The sequence below is a fragment of the Candidatus Nitrosopumilus koreensis AR1 genome (assembly GCF_000299365.1).
GTDB classification, from domain to species: domain Archaea; phylum Thermoproteota; class Nitrososphaeria; order Nitrososphaerales; family Nitrosopumilaceae; genus Nitrosopumilus; species Nitrosopumilus koreensis.
The window spans coordinates 361,890-377,336 of sequence record NC_018655.1 but is presented as its reverse complement, the minus strand read 5'-3'; the positions used below and the strand labels follow the sequence as shown (position 1 = coordinate 377,336).

The following is a 15,447-nucleotide window of genomic DNA, read 5'->3' as shown; positions in this document are numbered from 1 at the left end:
TTTAAAAAGGTTATCAGTCATCATCGTCAGGGCAAGTAAGCTCCCTTAGTTCAGTGTATTTTTTTTCCATTGCTTCAGCATGTACAGAAACAGCGAAAAGATCGTAGGAATCCTTTGGAAAATACCATCTAATTGGAACCCAATGGCCAATACCATCCATATCATGAATCATACCTTTGTCGGCCTTGACATTGAGTTTTTCATCTACAGACGTTTCCTTGACTTCAAGACCTCGTTTGGTTTTATCTTCCATGACAAGATCAGTTTCGGAATCTTTGATAAAATAAAAAGATCCTTTCTTTAAAACAGGAAGGTCTAAAAGCAATTTATTTTTCCACGGGATTCCCTATCATGTTTCCCCATTCAGTCCAAGAACCATCATAGTTTCGAACCTTTGGGTAACCAAGTAGATATTTAAGAACAAACCAGCTGTGTGAAGAACGTTCTCCAATTCTACAATAACAAATTACATCTTTGTCAGGTGTAACTCCTTTTGGTTCATAATTTTGTCTTAGTTCTTCAACTGCTTTGAAAGTTCCATCTGCATCATTGACTGCAGTTGCCCACGGAATGTTATTTGCATCAGGAATATGTCCGCCTCTTTGTGCATGTTCCATTGGATACTCTGGGGGAGCAGTGATTTCTCCAGAAAATTCTGCAGGAGATCTAACATCAACCATAACAGTATCCTCTTTTCCAAGTGCACGACTTACATCAAATAGATATGCACGTAATCCCTCGTCAGGAGGTTGTGCCTCATATGTAACCGATCCAAATTGTGGTTCATCAGTTGTATAATCTCTATTTTCTAATTCCCATTTTTTTCTGCCACCATTCATAATCTTCAGATTTTCATGTCCATAGATTTTGAATACCCAGAAAGCAAATGCTGCAAACCAGTTGTTAAAGTCTCCATAAAGAATTACTTCAGTATCTTTTGTAATTCCATTTTTTGCCATTAACTCTTCAAATTTCTTCTTTGAGATAATGTCTCTTGTAATTGGATCATTAATGTCACGTTTCCACCAGATCAGACTGGCTCCGTTAATGTGGCCTTTTTGATACCCATTTACAGGATCATAATCAACTTCAACTAATTTTCGATTTTCATTTGGAGGATTCTGTGATACCCATTCCGTATCAACTAACACTTCTGGATGTGCGTAACTCATGTGTTAAACAGAATTGCTTTCATACTTAATTGTTTTTCCAAAAAATATCATTTTTAAGTAAATGACATTTCTAGAAAACTGGTTGAAGTTACAAAACGTTGCAGTGATAAGCAAGGTAGGGAACAAGGAATCTGAAAAGGCTGCAATTAATGTTGCAAAAAAACTATTGGCAAAAAAATCCAAAGTTTATACAATTTCACCTATCCAAGTAGAGGGGGCAAAAACAATTGAGGCCCTTGAGGAACTCAAGAAAATCAAACTGGATCTTGTTGTGACGCTGGGAGGAGACGGCACAACACTTCGAGTTTTCAGAAACTTGCAAAATGAAACACCAATTTTAACAATTAATGTAGGAGGAAACAGAGGAATTTTAGCTGAGATTACAATAGAAGAGATAGATGATGCGTTAAACCAAATTCAAAAAGACAAATTTTTCTTAGACAAGAGAACTAGAGTGATTGCATCATGTGGAGGAAAAGAATTTCCACCGGCATTAAATGAGATCTACATCAGTAGAACAAATCTAACTAAAACTGCAGAAATTGAAATAAAATTCCAAAATGATACTGTAAAACAAAAGATGGATGGAGTAATTGTTGCAACACCAAGTGGTTCCACAGGCCATTCTTTTTCGTTAGGAGGTCCAATTTTGCATGAAAGTTTAGATGTTTTAATAATCACTCCAGTTGCACCAGTTTATAGATTAGCATCAATTGTAGTACCAGATGAAAAAATTGAGATCATCAGTTCGCATGATTGTAACATTGTGATGGATGCACAAGTAGTCAAAACTGCAGGATATGAAGAACCAATAATTATTAAGAAGTACAAAAAACCTGCAGTATTCATTAGATTGAAGAAACGCGGATTAAGACAAATGAGCAAGCTTGGATTTTAGAATTTTAGATGCTAGTGCATTTTATGCAGGGGTTCCATTTAGATCATCTAGCGATTGCTATACAACATCACAAGTTTATGATGAAATAAAACACATTAAAAAAAATCAAGATGCATTGGGAACACTGCTTGAGACAAACAGACTAAAAATAAGAGAGCCTGATGAAAATTCTACAAAAGCTGCTATCAGTGCTGCAAAAGATACAGGGGATTACCCACAACTATCAAAACAAGATTTGTCAATCATTGCGTTATGTATTGAATTAGAAGGAGAGATAATCAGTGACGATTTTGCCATTTCAAATGTTGCAAAAAATCTAGGCTTGAAAATATCACCAATAATGACACAGGGAATCAGAGATGTTGGAAGGTGGGTGCATTATTGTCCAGGATGCAAGACAGATCACAAAACAGGAAAAGAATGTCCAATGTGTGCCACTCCATTGAAAAGAAAATTACTCAAAGAATAACCTCAAGAATCATGTAGTGTTTTTTGGTTAGATTTTTTGAGGTGTTTGCTTTTAGAGTCTAAGGTTTTTTTGATTTTCTTTGCGCGAGATTCACCCAATCCTTCTACTTTTGCAAGTTCAGATGTAGTTGCAGCAAAAACATTCAGAGGAGTTCCAAACTTTTCAAGCATTCTTACAGCAAACTTTTCACCAACACCAGGCAAACTGCAAAGAACTGAAAGCTGTTGTCGTTCTAAATCAGATGATTTTTTATTTTTTAAGATATGGTCCTTTTGGAGCATCCTTTCTGGAACACATAGACACCAATAGTTTTGCAGTGTGTGTTGCACTAGGGGTTGGGATTACTGGAATTTTAAAATCAAGAACAACAGTAGAGATTGCACCATAAAAGATCAAAGGGTTTTCTGCAATCTCTTCAATCTCATCGACATTTCCCTCCATTAGAACAATAGGATTTTCAAAATGCTCCTTTAGTCTGGTGCATTGATCAAATAGTCTGCCATCAAAAACAGACGCCATTAAATCACGAATACTCTTACGTTCAACAACTGTTTCAGGCGCAACAATATAGTCACCTATTGGAAGTGTTTTCATTTCAAGATTCAAGCCAACGGATTTTAGCAATTCAGGAATTCCGCTTTTTCTCTCCCTCTCATCTACAATAATCCTGAGATTCTCTAAGTTCACAAATAATAGTTGAAAAGAATTGTTAATATCTTATATGAAAATTGTTTTTGAGATTATTTTCTAGGATTATCTTCAGGTTTTGGAGATTCTGCTGAACCACTCTTCATCATTTCAGTTATCTTTGCTTCTTGCTCTTTGAGAGTTTCTTTGACACGAATCTCTTGCTTTTCTAGTACAGTGGCACGAGTTTTTGCCATCTCTTGTTTTTCTTCTAATTCATCAATTAGTTCCTTTTTTGTTGATTTTAACAAGACGGTTCCTGCTTGTTTGAAAACTGCATCAGCATCGCCAACTTTCTTTAGTTCCTCAAGAGCTTTTTCAGTCTCGGCTTTTTCCATTTCAAGATGTTGTTTTTGAGTCATGATGGATTGAAGGTTTTGTTGAGACTGTTGTAATTTCATCAATTGTTCTTGAAGCCATGGAGGCATTTGTCCTGCTGACATATTTTATCACAAAGTTTGTTTCATTATATCTTTACCGATTCAATAGAATCATTACTTGCTTGGATTAGTCTTAAAGTAGAGTTTAGATTTGCTCTAAGGTGTGGGAGATGTTCAGATTCAACTGAAATAATGATTTTTTTGTCTAGTTTAATTTTGGTTTTTACTGGATTTTCAGGATAAAACTCGTTATCAGTATTTACAGAGTCAAAAATTGCTTTTGTTTTGTCTTTTGCGTCAACGGTAATTTTTGCGCTAAAGTTTAACGTCATATGCTGTTCCAGCTACTTTGAAGCTGCATTTTTTACAAGACCAAATTCCCACGGCATCTCGTCCAAATGATTGCGAACCACATTCAGGACATGCTCGTTTTTCTTTTAGTTGAAGATGAATTTTGGTATATTGTTTTCTGATCTTAATTCCGTATCTTGCACCAAGACCCTTAAGAGATTTCTTTCCTTTTGCCATTTTATTGACCTGCCTGCTGAGCTGCTTTTAATTTTTCTCTAATTTTTGCGCCTACTCTAACTGAGATTTCGCCACACTGTACAATTTCTTCTTGTGTAAATCCATCATCTCCTCCTTTTTGTAAGGCACAGATATTTCCGTCAGAATCGCTAGTAATTGTAATTCTTGCATCCATACTTTCCCATTCATCACCATTAGGATCAACGATAATGTGTTTTCCAATTTTAGCCATAGTTACCGATACAGGAATTGTAGTAATTGGAACTTGTGTGTCTTCCCCTTCAACTAATGCAGGGGCATCATTAACCCAATTCCATTTTGGGCTTTTTGATGAAAGCAATGCAGCAGTTGTTGCATAAGAACATGCATCAAAGAGATTTCCATCATAATCAACAACAACATTATCTGCAAAAACACCGATTACAGATTTGTCTTTTTCAATTACTAATTGTGAAACATCAACCATATGACTTTCTCTGATTCCTCTATCCACAACTCTTGCCAATTCAATTACTTCAGGTCCTGGGGGGCCTGTTTCAACAGTAGGATGAGATAGCGGCAATAATTCAGCAGTACAAATGAAAAGACCTTTGTCACCAGTATCTGGAAAAGGTCTGTCTGGTTGGATTTTAACACCACAAACAACTTCAGTATCACCTAATCGAACTCTTGCAGAACCATTTGCTTTTGGAATTGCGTTTGTTTCAATAGAAATATCTCTTACCTCATCTAATGCTCTGCCATCAACTCTTTTTCCCTGTTCTAATAGTTCAAGGATTTGATTTCTCTTTAGTTCATCGATAACAGTATGTGATGTCATTTCTTAATCTCCTTTATTTCCAAAATATTTGTCGTTGAGTGCTTTCTTTTGTAATTCATAAACTAGTTTACATCCATCTACTCCAACTTGAACACATTTTTTGTATTCTTCAGGAGTAAGTACACCATCTAATTGTAATAGAGTGATTTTTTCAAGATTTGGCATGTATCCAATTGGCATATCTGCTTGACCTGCTTGGTCTTCTTCATTATTAACATCAAGAATCACAGTATCTGCAACTTTTCCTGCAGCAATTGCGGCAACCATATCCCTCATTGGAATTCCTGCGTCAGCTAATGCAACAGATGCTGCAGTTAAGGCTGCACAACGAGTTCCACCATCAGCTTGCAAAACTTCGATAAATACATCTACTGCGGTTCTTGGGAATTTGTCTAGCATAACTGCAGGCTCTAATGCTTCTTTGATTACTTTGGAAATTTCAATCTCTCTTCTTGATGGAGCAGGGTTTTTTCTTTCACCAACAGAAAATGGTTCCATATGATATCTAACTCTCAAAATTCCGGTGTCAGTGTTTGACATGTGTTTTGGATGAACATCTCTTGGGCCAAAAACTCCAACTAGTATTTTATTATCTCCAAATTCAATGTAAGCAGAACCATCTGCATTTTTTAGCCCTCCAGCTTTAATCATAATTCTTCTTGGTTCATCAACGGTACGTCCATCACAACGTTTTCCATTTTCGTCCATAAGGACCATTGTTGCTTCTCTTCCACCCATTATGATTCACCTTTTTTATCTAACATTTCTTTCACTTGATCAGTCAAATTTGCAACATGTGCTTGCTCATTGACCATTTGAATTGCTTTTTTAGCCTTTAATAATCCCTCTGGGGATTCACATGAAACTACAACCCAACCATTTTGACCAATTGTAATTGCTGCATCAGTGGCCTCTTCAATCATTTGAATCATACTGCCTTTCTTTCCAATTAGGCGTGGGACTTTGCTTGGAGAGATTTCCACCAGATCACCAGAATCAATTTTGCCCAAGTCCCTATCAGAAATTGAGACTAATGGATCTCTTGTTCTATCAAAGTTTGCAATTCTTGCAGCAACAAGATCTCCTGTTTTTAGTTTGGTAGCAAGTTCATCAGCATGTGCTGAAAAGTCACGTCCAAAAACATCCTGTGCTGGCAAAAATCCAACATAACATGAATTGATATCTAATTCCCAAGACAAAGAAGTATGTGAATTGACTTTACCAATTACAAGATCGTTAATTTTTGGAATATATTTTCCAGTTAATGGGATTACACGAACAGAGTCATCATAAATTTCAGAGATTCCAATAGTAGTAGAGATTATTTTGTTTCCTTCAAGAATTACATTTTGTTCAGGTCTAAAAGGTCCTGTAGTTACAACATCGCCGGGAATAACGTATTTTCTCTTATCTGCCATTATTGTATTACCTCAACTGAAGCAGACCCCTTGGTTATAGAACCTAATCTGTCGATCACGTTTGGCCTTGCTGCAGCGGGTATTTCAAGTATTGCTTTTAGAGAACCATTATTTTGCCATTCTTCTTTTTTCAGAGAACCTACGGATTTTAGAACAGCATATGATTGCGAAGCATATTGTGCTGGTATGATAATCTCCAATTGCAAATTTTCAGATTTTAGAGCAATTATTGAACGAAGTTTATCTACGATATCTTTTACTTGTTCTTCAACATTTTTTTGAGGATCAACTGAAATTCGTCCATCTTTCATTGCTTGTTCAACTCTCAAAGGAGGATGAGGCAAGTGAGTTTTAGGATCCACGTATGTCTTTGCAATGTACGACACAATCTGTTTTTTCTTGTCTTCGATCATTTTTCGTCTTTGATCAGTTGTAAGATTAAGATCACCTTTCTGCATAATTATTTGAGCAATCTCTGTCAGATCTTCAGTCTTGAAAGCTTTGAGTAGTTTTTCAGTGGAAGGTTTTGTGCCTTTTCCTGAATCAGTGTATATATCTTCAGAAACCAAAATTGCTGAAATATCTTTCTTCTTTCCCAGCTTGTATTCTAATGCAGGATCTGGTTTTACCAATATCTCAAATTTCTCTCCTTCAAAAGAGAACCTTGCAACTGTCACATCGGCCATTTCTAAAGAAGGTATGACAATTTGGTATTTATCTCTACACATAACATTTTAGAAAGTTTCTAGATTACGCAATGTTAGTTGTTGACCAATTCAAGTATTTTTTTAATGACATTTGCATGATCAGTATTAGTTTCAGTTGTAATCATCAAAAGATGTTTTTCATCAAGAGGAAAGGTTATTCGCTTAATTTTATCATACTCTGCAAAGGCATACTTTGCAGGACCTATTTTGTGTTCAATGTTTTTTCTAGTCTGCCATCTTTGGGATGCATGGTAGTGCATCATCTGAATCTCCTCATCACTAAGAATTGGACTAACACCATCTCTAAATCCACCAGTGATTTTGACGCCAGCATTATTTTGAATAGCAGCGTATCTAATAGAAGAATCCAAATCCAGTATATCAGAACATAATTTTTCAAAATCCACAAGTTTTTTAGAAAAAATACTGACTTAAGCATTTTTCCAGAGTACGGATAAAGGCAGTCCACACTCAAGACTAGCTAGATTTTTATGTGGACTTTGAAGATTTTCATCAAGATTTGTCATCCTTAGAGGTAATTAGCAAAGATAATCAAAAAATAGCTTTGAAGCTCAAAGGTGTTCCATTGCAGTATGCAAATGCCCTCAGACGGGTTTGTCTTAATGGAGTGCCAGTATTTGCAATTGACACAGTAGATATTATTGAAAATACATCTGTTTTACCAGATGAGGGTTTGGCACATAGATTAGGTCTCATACCACTCAAAACAGATTTGAGTAGATTCAACGAACCATCAAAATGTGAATGTCAGAGTGAAGCAGGATGTTCAAATTGCAAGGTAATGTTAGTTTTAGATTCAGGCGACTCTGACGTTACAAGAACAGTTCTATCTAATGAAATATCATCTGAAGACGATTCAATTACTCCAATATCAGACAAAATTCCAATAGTAGAACTTGCACCAGGTCAGAAAATCAAAATTGAATGCTATGCAAGACTCGGACGCGGCACAGAGCATGCAAAATGGAACTCTGCAAACATTTCAATGCTGACAGAGACTGACAAAGAAGATGAAAGAATCCTCACTGTTGAATCAACAGGAGCTCTCAATCCAGAACAGATCATCTTATCAGGGGTAGAAGAAGTAAGTAACAGATTGTCAGAATTCAAAGATACAATCGGTCAAATTAGCGAATAAAAAGCATATACGTTATATTTGGGTTTTAAACCGCATTATTCACATGACTAATCAAGTAGTTATACGTATGGCAAAGGATTTAAAATCAGCATCAGCTAAAAACGAGGCTCCAATTTGGGCAAAATTAGCCGAATATGCGCTAAAACCATCTATTGCCAGAAGAGACATCAATTTGAATAAGATAGGCAAACTAACCAAAGAAAATGACACTGTAGTATTTCCAGGAAAGGTTCTTGGAACAGGCAATGTGCCTCATAAAATCACATTATGTTCATTTTCAATTTCAAATTCTGCAGCTAACAAAATTATCGAGAATGGTGGAAAACTAATCAGTTATTCTGAACTCATTGAACAGAACCCAACAGGTAAAGGAGTCGTATTACTTGGCTAGTCAAGAAACGGTTGTCAGAACAGACAGACCAATTGTTGTAGATGCAACTAATCATATTGCAGGTAGACTGTCATCAAATGTTGCAAAATTACTAAAACAAGGACATAGAGTTTCACTGGTAAATTGTGAGAAGATCATGTACAGTGGAACTAGATCAAATTTGATTAAAGAATATAGAGAATTTTTAGAAATCAACAGCATTATTAATCCAAAACATGGTCCTGTACACTACAGAAGACCAGACACAATAATCACAAAAATGATTAGAGGAATGTTACCATATGAAAAAAAACCATCAGGAATTTCAGCACATAAAAGACTAAGAACATACATTGGCTCTCCAAAAGAATTAAAATCATTTGAAAAGATTCAATTTGAAAAAGCAAAAATTAAAAAATCTGCATCAAACTACACCACAATGGGAGAATTGTGCAGAGTGATAGGGTGGACTGAATGACAACACCAAAAACTGAAATTTATTTTGCAACTAGAAAAACATCTAGTGCACATGTTTACATTACTAAAGGACAGGGTAAGATTAGAATTAACAATGTACCAGTTGAAATGATTCCACAAGAAACTGCTCGTGAGGTAATTTTAGCACCACTTGAAATCACAGGTGACTTAAGAGACAAAATCGACATCTCTGTTAGAGTAAGAGGAGGAGGTTTCATGGGACAAGCAAGCGCTGTTGCAACTGCAATCTCTAGAGCCCTAACAGGATGGACAAAATCAAAGAAAGATCCAAAAGATCATCCATTCCCAAAATCAACTAGAGAAGACCTTAGAAAGAGAATCACAGATTATGACAAATATCTAATCAGCGGTGATGCCAGAAGAAAAGAGCCAAAGAAGTTTGGCGGACCTGGTGCAAGAAGAAGAAAACAAAAATCATATCGTTAGACTGTGAAGGCAATAATTTTAGCCGGGGGCAAAGGTACACGAGGCAAGCCATATACAGAATTCTTTCCAAAGGCAATGACACCAATTAATGGAAAACCAGTCATAGATTACGTGATAAGATATCTGCAAAAATTTAGTTTCATAAAAGAGATCATCATAATCTCTGATTTTGAAGGGTTGGGAGGTCAAATCAAAAACTATTACGGAAATCAAAAAAACATTTCTTTTGTTCAGGATTCACAGAGTGGTACCGGGGGGGATCTGTTACATGTTGAAGAAAAACTCAAAGGAGAATCTGAATTTGTGTTATGGTTTGTAGATAATTTGTGTGCAATAGATCTTAAAAAAATGAAAGAGGTATTTAGCAAAAAAAAGAGTTCTGCATGTATTGCAACTAGAACAAAAAGAAAAGAAGAAACAGGATTTGCATCAGTAGAAGATGGAATTATCAAAGAGTTCAAAGAAAAGCCAGTAATGAAATTGCAGTTATCTGAATGTTTAGGGGTATACATGCTTGGAGAAGACATTATCAAAAAAATAAAGTCAAAGAAAAAACAGAAAGAGATCAATCTCTCATACGATATATTACAACAACTATCAAAAGAGGGAAAAGTTAGTGCTTTTGATATTGGAGACAATGAATGGATTGATGCAGAGTCTCCTTCTTACTTGGAAAGAAACCAAAAGACGGTAAGAAAAATCATAAAACAGATGGGATTATAGACTGTTTTTCAAATTCAGAAATTTCATTTTCATATTGATATGTCTGTGCAATGTCATCTAGCCCCTCTAAGAGAATTTTCTTTTTGTGAGAATCAATTTCAAAAGATATGGTTTCAGAAGAAGTTTTGATTGTTTGGTGTTCCAAGTCAACTTCAATTGGTTGTGTTTCATGCTGTAGTTTTTCTACAATTTTTTGATCCAGTGAAATAGGCAAGATTCCATTTTTAAAACAGTTGCTAAAGAAGATATCAGCAAAAGAGGGAGCAATAATCACTGCAAACCCATAATCTTGCAGGGCCCATACTGCGTGTTCACGGCTAGAACCACATCCAAAATTATCACCTGCAACTAAGATTTTAGAGCCATCATATTTTGAATCATTTAATACAAAATCTGATTTTGGTTTCTCATTTTCATCATATCGCCAATTAAAGAACAAAAATTTTCCAAATCCAGACTTTTGCACTAATTTTAGAAATTGTTTTGGCACAATTTGATCAGTGTCAACATTTACCTTGTCAAGTGGAGTCACAATACTTTTTGTTTTCTTAAAAGGTTCCATTTTAGCTCAAATCCATCTTCCTTACATCAACAAAATGCCCATGAATTGCAGCTGCTGCTGCCATAACGGGACTAACCAAATGAGTTCGTCCACCTGTACCTTGTCTTCCTTCAAAATTTCGGTTAGATGTGCTAGCACATCTTTCACCAGGAGACAAGATATCAGGATTCATTCCAAGACACATACTACATCCAGATTCTCTCCATTCAAAATTAGCATCAATGAAAATTTTATCAAGACCCATTTCTTCTGCTTGTTTTTTCACCATTTGAGAACCAGGTACAACCATAGCTCGAACATTAGGAGAAACTTTTTGTCCTTTGATTATTTTTGACGCTTCAACCAGATCTTCTATTCTTGCATTAGTGCAAGAACCAATAAACACCCTATCAATTTTTATTTCTTCTATTGGAGTTCCAGGTTTTAGGTCCATATAATCAAGTGCTTTTTCTGCACCCTTCTTTTGATTAGAATCACCTTTAGAGAATTCATCAGGTGTTGGAACAGATTCTGTTACATCACATGTCATTCCAGGATTTGTTCCCCAGCTTACTTGAGGTGCAATATCATCAATGTGTAATGTGAATTGTTTTTCAAATTTTGCATCATCATCAGTCTTCAGATTTTCTTTCCAATAATCTACAAGAGACTCAAAATTTTTTGGGGTGTATTGCCTACCTCTCAAATAGTCATATGTCTTCTCATCAGGAGCAATCAACCCCGCACGGGCTCCTGCTTCAATAGACATATTGCATACAGTCATTCTTTGTTCCATGGAAAGATCTTCAATTCCTTCACCACGATATTCAATTACTGTTCCAGTGCCTCCTCCAGTGCCAATGTTTTTGATAATAGACAATACAACATCTTTAGCAGTAACTGCATGAGAATTCTTTCGTTTTCCCTCCACTCTAATTTCAAATGGTTTTGGTTTTTCTAACCACAAAGTTTGAGATGCTAAAACATGTTCTACATCACTTGTTCCAATTCCAAATGCTAGTGCACCAAATGCCCCATGAGTTGATGTATGACTATCACCACAGACAATTGTAGAACCAGGTAAAGTGATTCCTAGCTGAGGACCAATAACATGTACTATTCCTTGGTTTGGACTGTTGATATCAAATAATTTAATTCCAAAATCGTGGCAGTTTTTTTCTAGGGTTTGAATCTGAACGGATGATGTCTGATCTAAAATTGGAAGTCCTCTGTCAGTTGTTGGAACATTGTGATCCATTGTGGCAATGGTAAGATCAGGTCTTCTAACCTTCCTGTTGTTCATCCTAAGCCCATCAAAGGCCTGAGGAGATGTTACTTCATGAACTAAATGTCTGTCAATGTAAATTAAAGAAGGTCCAGACTGTTTTTCAACAACAACATGAGCATCCCAAATTTTTTCAAAAAGTGTTTTTCCCATTTTAGACCCTATGGTTTGTAGTTAAAGAGACCACCTGCTTCAATTATTTTTCCAATAATTTCAGAGAAAGGCTTCATCTTGTATGTTTGATTTTTTGTTAGATTATTGATTTCATTTTTGTTGATGTCAATATCAATTTCATCACCTTCGGAGATTCCCTTGTAAGCATCTTCTTCAATTTCAATAGGTAACAAAAATGCACCATCTACAGAATTTCTATAAAAAATTCTAGCAAAAGACAATGCCAACACAGCCTTTACTCCGGAATGAGATAATGCAATTGGAGCATGTTCACGTGACGATCCACATCCAAAATTTTTTCCAGATAAAATAAAATCACCTTCTTTGACTTTAGAGTGAAAGTCAGGATCCAATCCTTCCATTGCATGAGTTGCAAGTTCTGCATAATCATGAACTTTTAGGTATTGTCCAGGGATAATCACATCAGTATCGATATTATCCCGTTCGTATTTTATGACATTTCCTTTCATTGTAAATCCCTCGGATCAGTAATTTTTCCAGTTACTGCAGAAGCAGCTGCTACCATTGGAGATGATAGGTATGTCTCTGATTCAACATGACCCATTCTTCCAGGGAAGTTTCTGTTTGTAGTGCTTATACAAATTTCATTTTTGGCCAACACTCCCATGTGTGCACCACAGCATGCCCCACATGTTGGGGGACCAACTGTCACTCCAGCATCTAAGAAAATTGAAAGTAATCCGTTTTCCATTGCACGTTTGTAAATAGAGATAGATGCAGGAAGGATTTCTGTTCTAATCTTCACAGTTCTTCCTTTGAGAATTTTTGCTGCAGCTTCCAAGTCCTCATATTTTGCACCAGTACAAGAACCAATGTATGACTTGTCTAGTTCTACAGAGGGAGCTTCTCTAACAACTGCAATATTTTCAGGAGAAAATGGTTTTGCAACAAGAGGTTCTAGTTTAGATGCCTCATATTCATACACATTTGCATATTGAGCATCATCATCCCCTCTAAACACATGAGCATTTGTTGCACCTCTACTTGCAAGATAATCCACAACTTTTTGATCAGCCTCTACAATTCCATTTTTTGCACCAGCTTCAGTAGTCATGTTACATAAAGTCAATCTACTTTCAACAGACATCTCATCAATTCCAGAACCTCCAAACTGCATTGTTCTATAGTTTCCACCATCAGTGCCAATATCACCAATAATTTTCAAGATCAAATCTTTGGCCATAACATGATCGGGGAGTTTTCCGTTTAGTTTAAAATAGTCTGTTTCTGGAACCTTAAACCAAATTTTTCCATTAAGTAAAACATATGCAACATCAGTATGGCCCAATCCACATGCAAATGCACCTAGTGCACCCGTTGTGTTAGTATGAGAATCACCGCCAACATAGACATCACCAGGCATAACCAATGCCTCTTCATGAGATAACGTATGACAAATTCCATATTGTCCCATTCCATATTTGAAATGTTTTTCAATTCCATAACTTTTTGTAAAATTTGATAATTTTACAATATTTTCAGCAGATACTTTTTCAGCAGATGGGACAAAGTGATCTTCTGCAACCCAAACCTTTGATGGATCCCATAATTTACTGACATCAACACCCTTGTTTTTTAATTTGTCAAATACTTTGATAACACCAGGACCTGAAACATCGTGAACCATAACTTTATCGACATTTGCAAACACTACATCATCAGGTGTGACTTGCGATTTTCCTGATGCACGTGCAAGAATCTTTTCAACAATGTTCATAATCAAAAAACCCCTCTTTTAGAGATTAAAAGCTTTTCAGAACAATAAAAAAGAAAAAGGTCCTAATATTGTTGTGCAATTAACTGTTTTACCTCTATTAGCAGATAGAATGAGTGAGAAATTTGACGTTTTTGAGGTATTTCTAAAAACACTAGAAAAAAACAATGTTGAACTACAAGATGGAGATGTCATAGTAATTTCAACGAAATATATCTCAAATTCACAAGGAAGAATCATAGATCTTGATAAAATTTCAATTTCAGATAAAGGATTAGATATTTCAAAAAAATACCAACTAAGACCAGAGATTGCAGAAGTGGTAATTAGAGAATCAGATAAAATTTTTGGAGGGATAGGAGGATTTGTCATTACATCATCAGATAACATAATGGCACCAAATGCAGGAATAGACAAGTCTAATGCAAAAAAAGGTAAAGTGATTCTTTATCCAGAAAACCCATACTTGGTAGCAGAACAACTTAGAAGAAAGATTTTTCTAAAGAATTCAATTCACGTAGGAGTTATTCTAGTTGACAGTAGATTGATGCCTGCAAGAATTGGAACATCCGGTGTTGCAATTGCATGTGCAGGTATCGAGCCAGTACTAGATATGAGATCCAAAAAAGATCTTGATGGCAATCCACTAAAAGTAACATTTCAGGCAGTTGTAGATAACTTGGCAACAATTGCAAACCACAAGATGGGAGAAGGTGCAGAATCAAAGCCGTTTGCAATAGTTAGAAACTCCGGTGCAACCCTAACAGATAGAAAAATAGATTCGTCAGAAATGGCAATAGATCCTGAACAATGCGTGTATGTCAGAGGTCTTTCAAATCCTCCAAAAAGCCAGTAATTTTGTTGTTCTGCTTTAAATATAGGTATTTCATCCACCAAAATATTGGAATATCTTACAACATATCCAAAGACAGTATCATTTCTAGATGGATTAAAACACAAGATTGGAGTTGACAGTACAGAAGGAGTAGAACAACTGCATGTTGTTGTAAAGAAGAGTTTTGATGAATTGATGAAGATTTTTACTGATGAGGGATTCACCAAGGTAAAATTTGAACACAAACAACCTGATCAAATAGGAAGTGGTTTGAATCTGAAACTAAAAAAACCATGGGAGATGCATGTAAGAATGGTAGACCTCAAAAAAGGGCTGATCGGGATTCATGCAGAAGTTGAGGTCTCAAGAGATTATCTTCAGCATTTATTCTCACAAAGAACTCCAGTTGTTTACGAAGTAGAAGAGATTTTAAAAAAATACCAAGTAGAGTATAGCATATGGCATGATAAGATTAAGAAAAATGTTCATGCGATTGTGGATAACTACAAAGTAAAACTTTCAACGCCTAGCCTTCCAGTATTTGCATGGAAACCAATGCTCTTTGTTATTGGAACTGTAGCTGCATTTTATGCTTGGAAATATTTCAACACTATACTCTAGG

At 35.8% G+C, this 15,447-nt stretch carries 25 protein-coding genes; 9 read left to right on the top strand and 16 right to left on the bottom strand.

Annotated elements, in window-relative coordinates; translation table 11 throughout:
- Positions 1–13: 13 nt before the first annotated feature.
- Together NKOR_RS02200 and NKOR_RS02195 are read right to left on the bottom strand one after the other, a co-directional pair.
- On the bottom strand, positions 14–325 hold the full coding sequence (locus tag NKOR_RS02200) for a hypothetical protein (RefSeq protein ID WP_014962729.1): 312 nt from the start codon (positions 323–325) through the stop codon (positions 14–16).
- Position 326: 1 nt separating this feature from the next.
- On the bottom strand, positions 327–1,172 hold the full coding sequence (locus NKOR_RS02195; protein WP_014962728.1) for a sulfurtransferase: 846 nt from the start codon (positions 1,170–1,172) through the stop codon (positions 327–329).
- Between the two features lie 61 nt (positions 1,173–1,233).
- Here NKOR_RS02195 and NKOR_RS02190 point away from each other — a divergent pair, with 61 nt between their 5' ends.
- The gene (locus NKOR_RS02190) at positions 1,234–2,070 is read left to right on the top strand and encodes an NAD(+)/NADH kinase (protein ID WP_014962727.1); all 837 of its coding nucleotides are present in this window, start codon (positions 1,234–1,236) and stop codon (positions 2,068–2,070) included.
- Positions 2,060–2,539, top strand: a complete 480-nt coding sequence (locus NKOR_RS02185; RefSeq protein ID WP_014962726.1) for an NOB1 family endonuclease — start codon at positions 2,060–2,062, stop codon at positions 2,537–2,539. Before NKOR_RS02190 ends, NKOR_RS02185 begins: the two co-directional genes overlap by 11 nt.
- Before the next feature lie 2 nt (positions 2,540–2,541).
- On the opposite strand, the gene NKOR_RS10270 is transcribed toward NKOR_RS02185, so the two are convergent.
- From NKOR_RS10270 to NKOR_RS02140, 10 genes are all read right to left on the bottom strand, one after another.
- Positions 2,542–2,742: a helix-hairpin-helix domain-containing protein gene (locus tag NKOR_RS10270; RefSeq protein WP_238535972.1), complete on the bottom strand. Its 201-nt coding sequence runs from the start codon at positions 2,740–2,742 to the stop codon at positions 2,542–2,544.
- A gap of 46 nt (positions 2,743–2,788) precedes the next feature.
- The gene (locus NKOR_RS10265; RefSeq protein WP_232212248.1) at positions 2,789–3,226 is read right to left on the bottom strand and encodes an ERCC4 domain-containing protein; all 438 of its coding nucleotides are present in this window, start codon (positions 3,224–3,226) and stop codon (positions 2,789–2,791) included.
- A 53-nt stretch (positions 3,227–3,279) separates the two neighbouring features.
- Positions 3,280–3,669: a prefoldin subunit beta gene (locus NKOR_RS02175; protein ID WP_014962725.1), complete on the bottom strand. Its 390-nt coding sequence runs from the start codon at positions 3,667–3,669 to the stop codon at positions 3,280–3,282.
- A gap of 23 nt (positions 3,670–3,692) precedes the next feature.
- Positions 3,693–3,938: a KEOPS complex subunit Pcc1 gene (locus NKOR_RS02170; RefSeq protein ID WP_014962724.1), complete on the bottom strand. Its 246-nt coding sequence runs from the start codon at positions 3,936–3,938 to the stop codon at positions 3,693–3,695.
- Positions 3,922–4,134 carry an eL43 family ribosomal protein gene (locus NKOR_RS02165; RefSeq protein WP_014962723.1) on the bottom strand — a complete coding sequence of 71 codons (213 nt, stop codon included), beginning with the start codon at positions 4,132–4,134 and terminating at the stop codon, positions 3,922–3,924. Before NKOR_RS02165 ends, NKOR_RS02170 begins: the two co-directional genes overlap by 17 nt.
- Before the next feature lies 1 nt (position 4,135).
- Positions 4,136–4,954: an exosome complex protein Rrp42 gene (gene rrp42 / locus NKOR_RS02160; protein ID WP_014962722.1), complete on the bottom strand. Its 819-nt coding sequence runs from the start codon at positions 4,952–4,954 to the stop codon at positions 4,136–4,138.
- A 3-nt stretch (positions 4,955–4,957) separates the two neighbouring features.
- The gene (gene rrp41 / locus NKOR_RS02155) at positions 4,958–5,692 is read right to left on the bottom strand and encodes an exosome complex exonuclease Rrp41 (RefSeq protein WP_014962721.1); all 735 of its coding nucleotides are present in this window, start codon (positions 5,690–5,692) and stop codon (positions 4,958–4,960) included.
- Positions 5,692–6,372 carry an exosome complex RNA-binding protein Rrp4 gene (gene rrp4, locus NKOR_RS02150; RefSeq protein WP_014962720.1) on the bottom strand — a complete coding sequence of 227 codons (681 nt, stop codon included), beginning with the start codon at positions 6,370–6,372 and terminating at the stop codon, positions 5,692–5,694. The genes rrp41 and rrp4 overlap by 1 nt, the downstream gene beginning before the upstream one ends.
- Positions 6,372–7,058 carry a ribosome assembly factor SBDS gene (locus NKOR_RS02145; protein ID WP_026089945.1) on the bottom strand — a complete coding sequence of 229 codons (687 nt, stop codon included), beginning with the start codon at positions 7,056–7,058 and terminating at the stop codon, positions 6,372–6,374. The genes rrp4 and NKOR_RS02145 overlap by 1 nt, the downstream gene beginning before the upstream one ends.
- A 74-nt stretch (positions 7,059–7,132) precedes the next feature.
- Positions 7,133–7,486, bottom strand: coding sequence for a DUF6659 family protein (locus NKOR_RS02140; protein WP_014962718.1), 354 nt, complete (start codon positions 7,484–7,486; stop codon positions 7,133–7,135).
- Between the two features lie 86 nt (positions 7,487–7,572).
- Here NKOR_RS02140 and NKOR_RS02135 point away from each other — a divergent pair, with 86 nt between their 5' ends.
- The 5 genes from NKOR_RS02135 to NKOR_RS02115 are packed head-to-tail and all read left to right on the top strand — an operon-like array spanning position 7,573 to position 10,255.
- The gene (locus tag NKOR_RS02135; protein WP_014962717.1) at positions 7,573–8,238 is read left to right on the top strand and encodes a DNA-directed RNA polymerase subunit D; all 666 of its coding nucleotides are present in this window, start codon (positions 7,573–7,575) and stop codon (positions 8,236–8,238) included.
- 43 nt (positions 8,239–8,281) lie between these two features.
- A complete protein-coding gene (locus NKOR_RS02130; RefSeq protein WP_014962716.1) occupies positions 8,282–8,629 on the top strand; it encodes a 50S ribosomal protein L18e in 348 nt (115 codons plus the stop codon).
- Positions 8,622–9,086 (top strand): 50S ribosomal protein L13, encoded by a 465-nt coding sequence (gene rplM / locus NKOR_RS02125; RefSeq protein WP_014962715.1) that lies wholly within the window; start codon positions 8,622–8,624, stop codon positions 9,084–9,086. Before NKOR_RS02130 ends, rplM begins: the two co-directional genes overlap by 8 nt.
- The gene (rpsI, locus tag NKOR_RS02120) at positions 9,083–9,532 is read left to right on the top strand and encodes a 30S ribosomal protein S9 (RefSeq protein ID WP_014962714.1); all 450 of its coding nucleotides are present in this window, start codon (positions 9,083–9,085) and stop codon (positions 9,530–9,532) included. The genes rplM and rpsI overlap by 4 nt, the downstream gene beginning before the upstream one ends.
- Positions 9,533–9,535: 3 nt before the next feature.
- Entirely contained in the window at positions 9,536–10,255 is a 720-nt protein-coding gene (locus NKOR_RS02115) for a nucleotidyltransferase family protein (RefSeq protein ID WP_014962713.1), read from the top strand.
- Here NKOR_RS02115 and leuD read toward each other — a convergent pair.
- The 4 genes from leuD to NKOR_RS02095 are packed head-to-tail and all read right to left on the bottom strand — an operon-like array spanning position 10,233 to position 13,993.
- The gene (gene leuD / locus NKOR_RS02110) at positions 10,233–10,817 is read right to left on the bottom strand and encodes a 3-isopropylmalate dehydratase small subunit (protein ID WP_014962712.1); all 585 of its coding nucleotides are present in this window, start codon (positions 10,815–10,817) and stop codon (positions 10,233–10,235) included. The genes NKOR_RS02115 and leuD overlap by 23 nt on opposite strands.
- Position 10,818: 1 nt before the next feature.
- Positions 10,819–12,234, bottom strand: coding sequence for a 3-isopropylmalate dehydratase large subunit (leuC, locus tag NKOR_RS02105; protein ID WP_014962711.1), 1,416 nt, complete (start codon positions 12,232–12,234; stop codon positions 10,819–10,821).
- 8 nt (positions 12,235–12,242) lie between these two features.
- Complete coding sequence (locus NKOR_RS02100) at positions 12,243–12,725, bottom strand: LeuD/DmdB family oxidoreductase small subunit (protein ID WP_014962710.1); 483 nt, start codon at positions 12,723–12,725, stop codon at positions 12,243–12,245.
- Entirely contained in the window at positions 12,722–13,993 is a 1,272-nt protein-coding gene (locus NKOR_RS02095) for a 3-isopropylmalate dehydratase large subunit (RefSeq protein WP_014962709.1), read from the bottom strand. Before NKOR_RS02095 ends, NKOR_RS02100 begins: the two co-directional genes overlap by 4 nt.
- Positions 13,994–14,066: 73 nt before the next feature.
- On the opposite strand from NKOR_RS02095, the gene NKOR_RS02090 reads away from it, so the two are divergent.
- Positions 14,067–14,846 carry a coenzyme F420-0:L-glutamate ligase gene (locus tag NKOR_RS02090; RefSeq protein ID WP_014962708.1) on the top strand — a complete coding sequence of 260 codons (780 nt, stop codon included), beginning with the start codon at positions 14,067–14,069 and terminating at the stop codon, positions 14,844–14,846.
- Positions 14,847–14,891: 45 nt separating this feature from the next.
- On the top strand, positions 14,892–15,446 hold the full coding sequence (locus tag NKOR_RS02085) for a hypothetical protein (RefSeq protein WP_014962707.1): 555 nt from the start codon (positions 14,892–14,894) through the stop codon (positions 15,444–15,446).
- Position 15,447 lies beyond the last annotated feature (1 nt).

What these genes read in the sequence shown, in the direction of transcription:
- NKOR_RS02195 (WP_014962728.1), bottom strand. Translation starts at nt 1,172, where the DNA reads ATGAGTTACGCACATCCAGAAGTGTTAGTTGATACGGAATGGGTATCA.
- NKOR_RS02190 (WP_014962727.1), top strand. Translation starts at nt 1,234, where the DNA reads ATGACATTTCTAGAAAACTGGTTGAAGTTACAAAACGTTGCAGTGATA.
- NKOR_RS02175 (WP_014962725.1), bottom strand. Translation starts at nt 3,669, where the DNA reads ATGTCAGCAGGACAAATGCCTCCATGGCTTCAAGAACAATTGATGAAA.
- NKOR_RS02170 (WP_014962724.1), bottom strand. Translation starts at nt 3,938, where the DNA reads ATGACGTTAAACTTTAGCGCAAAAATTACCGTTGACGCAAAAGACAAA.
- NKOR_RS02165 (WP_014962723.1), bottom strand. Translation starts at nt 4,134, where the DNA reads ATGGCAAAAGGAAAGAAATCTCTTAAGGGTCTTGGTGCAAGATACGGA.
- rrp42 (WP_014962722.1), bottom strand. Translation starts at nt 4,954, where the DNA reads ATGACATCACATACTGTTATCGATGAACTAAAGAGAAATCAAATCCTT.
- rrp41 (WP_014962721.1), bottom strand. Translation starts at nt 5,692, where the DNA reads ATGGGTGGAAGAGAAGCAACAATGGTCCTTATGGACGAAAATGGAAAA.
- rrp4 (WP_014962720.1), bottom strand. Translation starts at nt 6,372, where the DNA reads ATGGCAGATAAGAGAAAATACGTTATTCCCGGCGATGTTGTAACTACA.
- NKOR_RS02145 (WP_026089945.1), bottom strand. Translation starts at nt 7,058, where the DNA reads ATGGCCGATGTGACAGTTGCAAGGTTCTCTTTTGAAGGAGAGAAATTT.
- NKOR_RS02130 (WP_014962716.1), top strand. Translation starts at nt 8,282, where the DNA reads ATGACTAATCAAGTAGTTATACGTATGGCAAAGGATTTAAAATCAGCA.
- rpsI (WP_014962714.1), top strand. Translation starts at nt 9,083, where the DNA reads ATGACAACACCAAAAACTGAAATTTATTTTGCAACTAGAAAAACATCT.
- leuD (WP_014962712.1), bottom strand. Translation starts at nt 10,817, where the DNA reads ATGGAACCTTTTAAGAAAACAAAAAGTATTGTGACTCCACTTGACAAG.
- leuC (WP_014962711.1), bottom strand. Translation starts at nt 12,234, where the DNA reads ATGGGAAAAACACTTTTTGAAAAAATTTGGGATGCTCATGTTGTTGTT.
- NKOR_RS02100 (WP_014962710.1), bottom strand. Translation starts at nt 12,725, where the DNA reads ATGAAAGGAAATGTCATAAAATACGAACGGGATAATATCGATACTGAT.
- NKOR_RS02095 (WP_014962709.1), bottom strand. Translation starts at nt 13,993, where the DNA reads ATGAACATTGTTGAAAAGATTCTTGCACGTGCATCAGGAAAATCGCAA.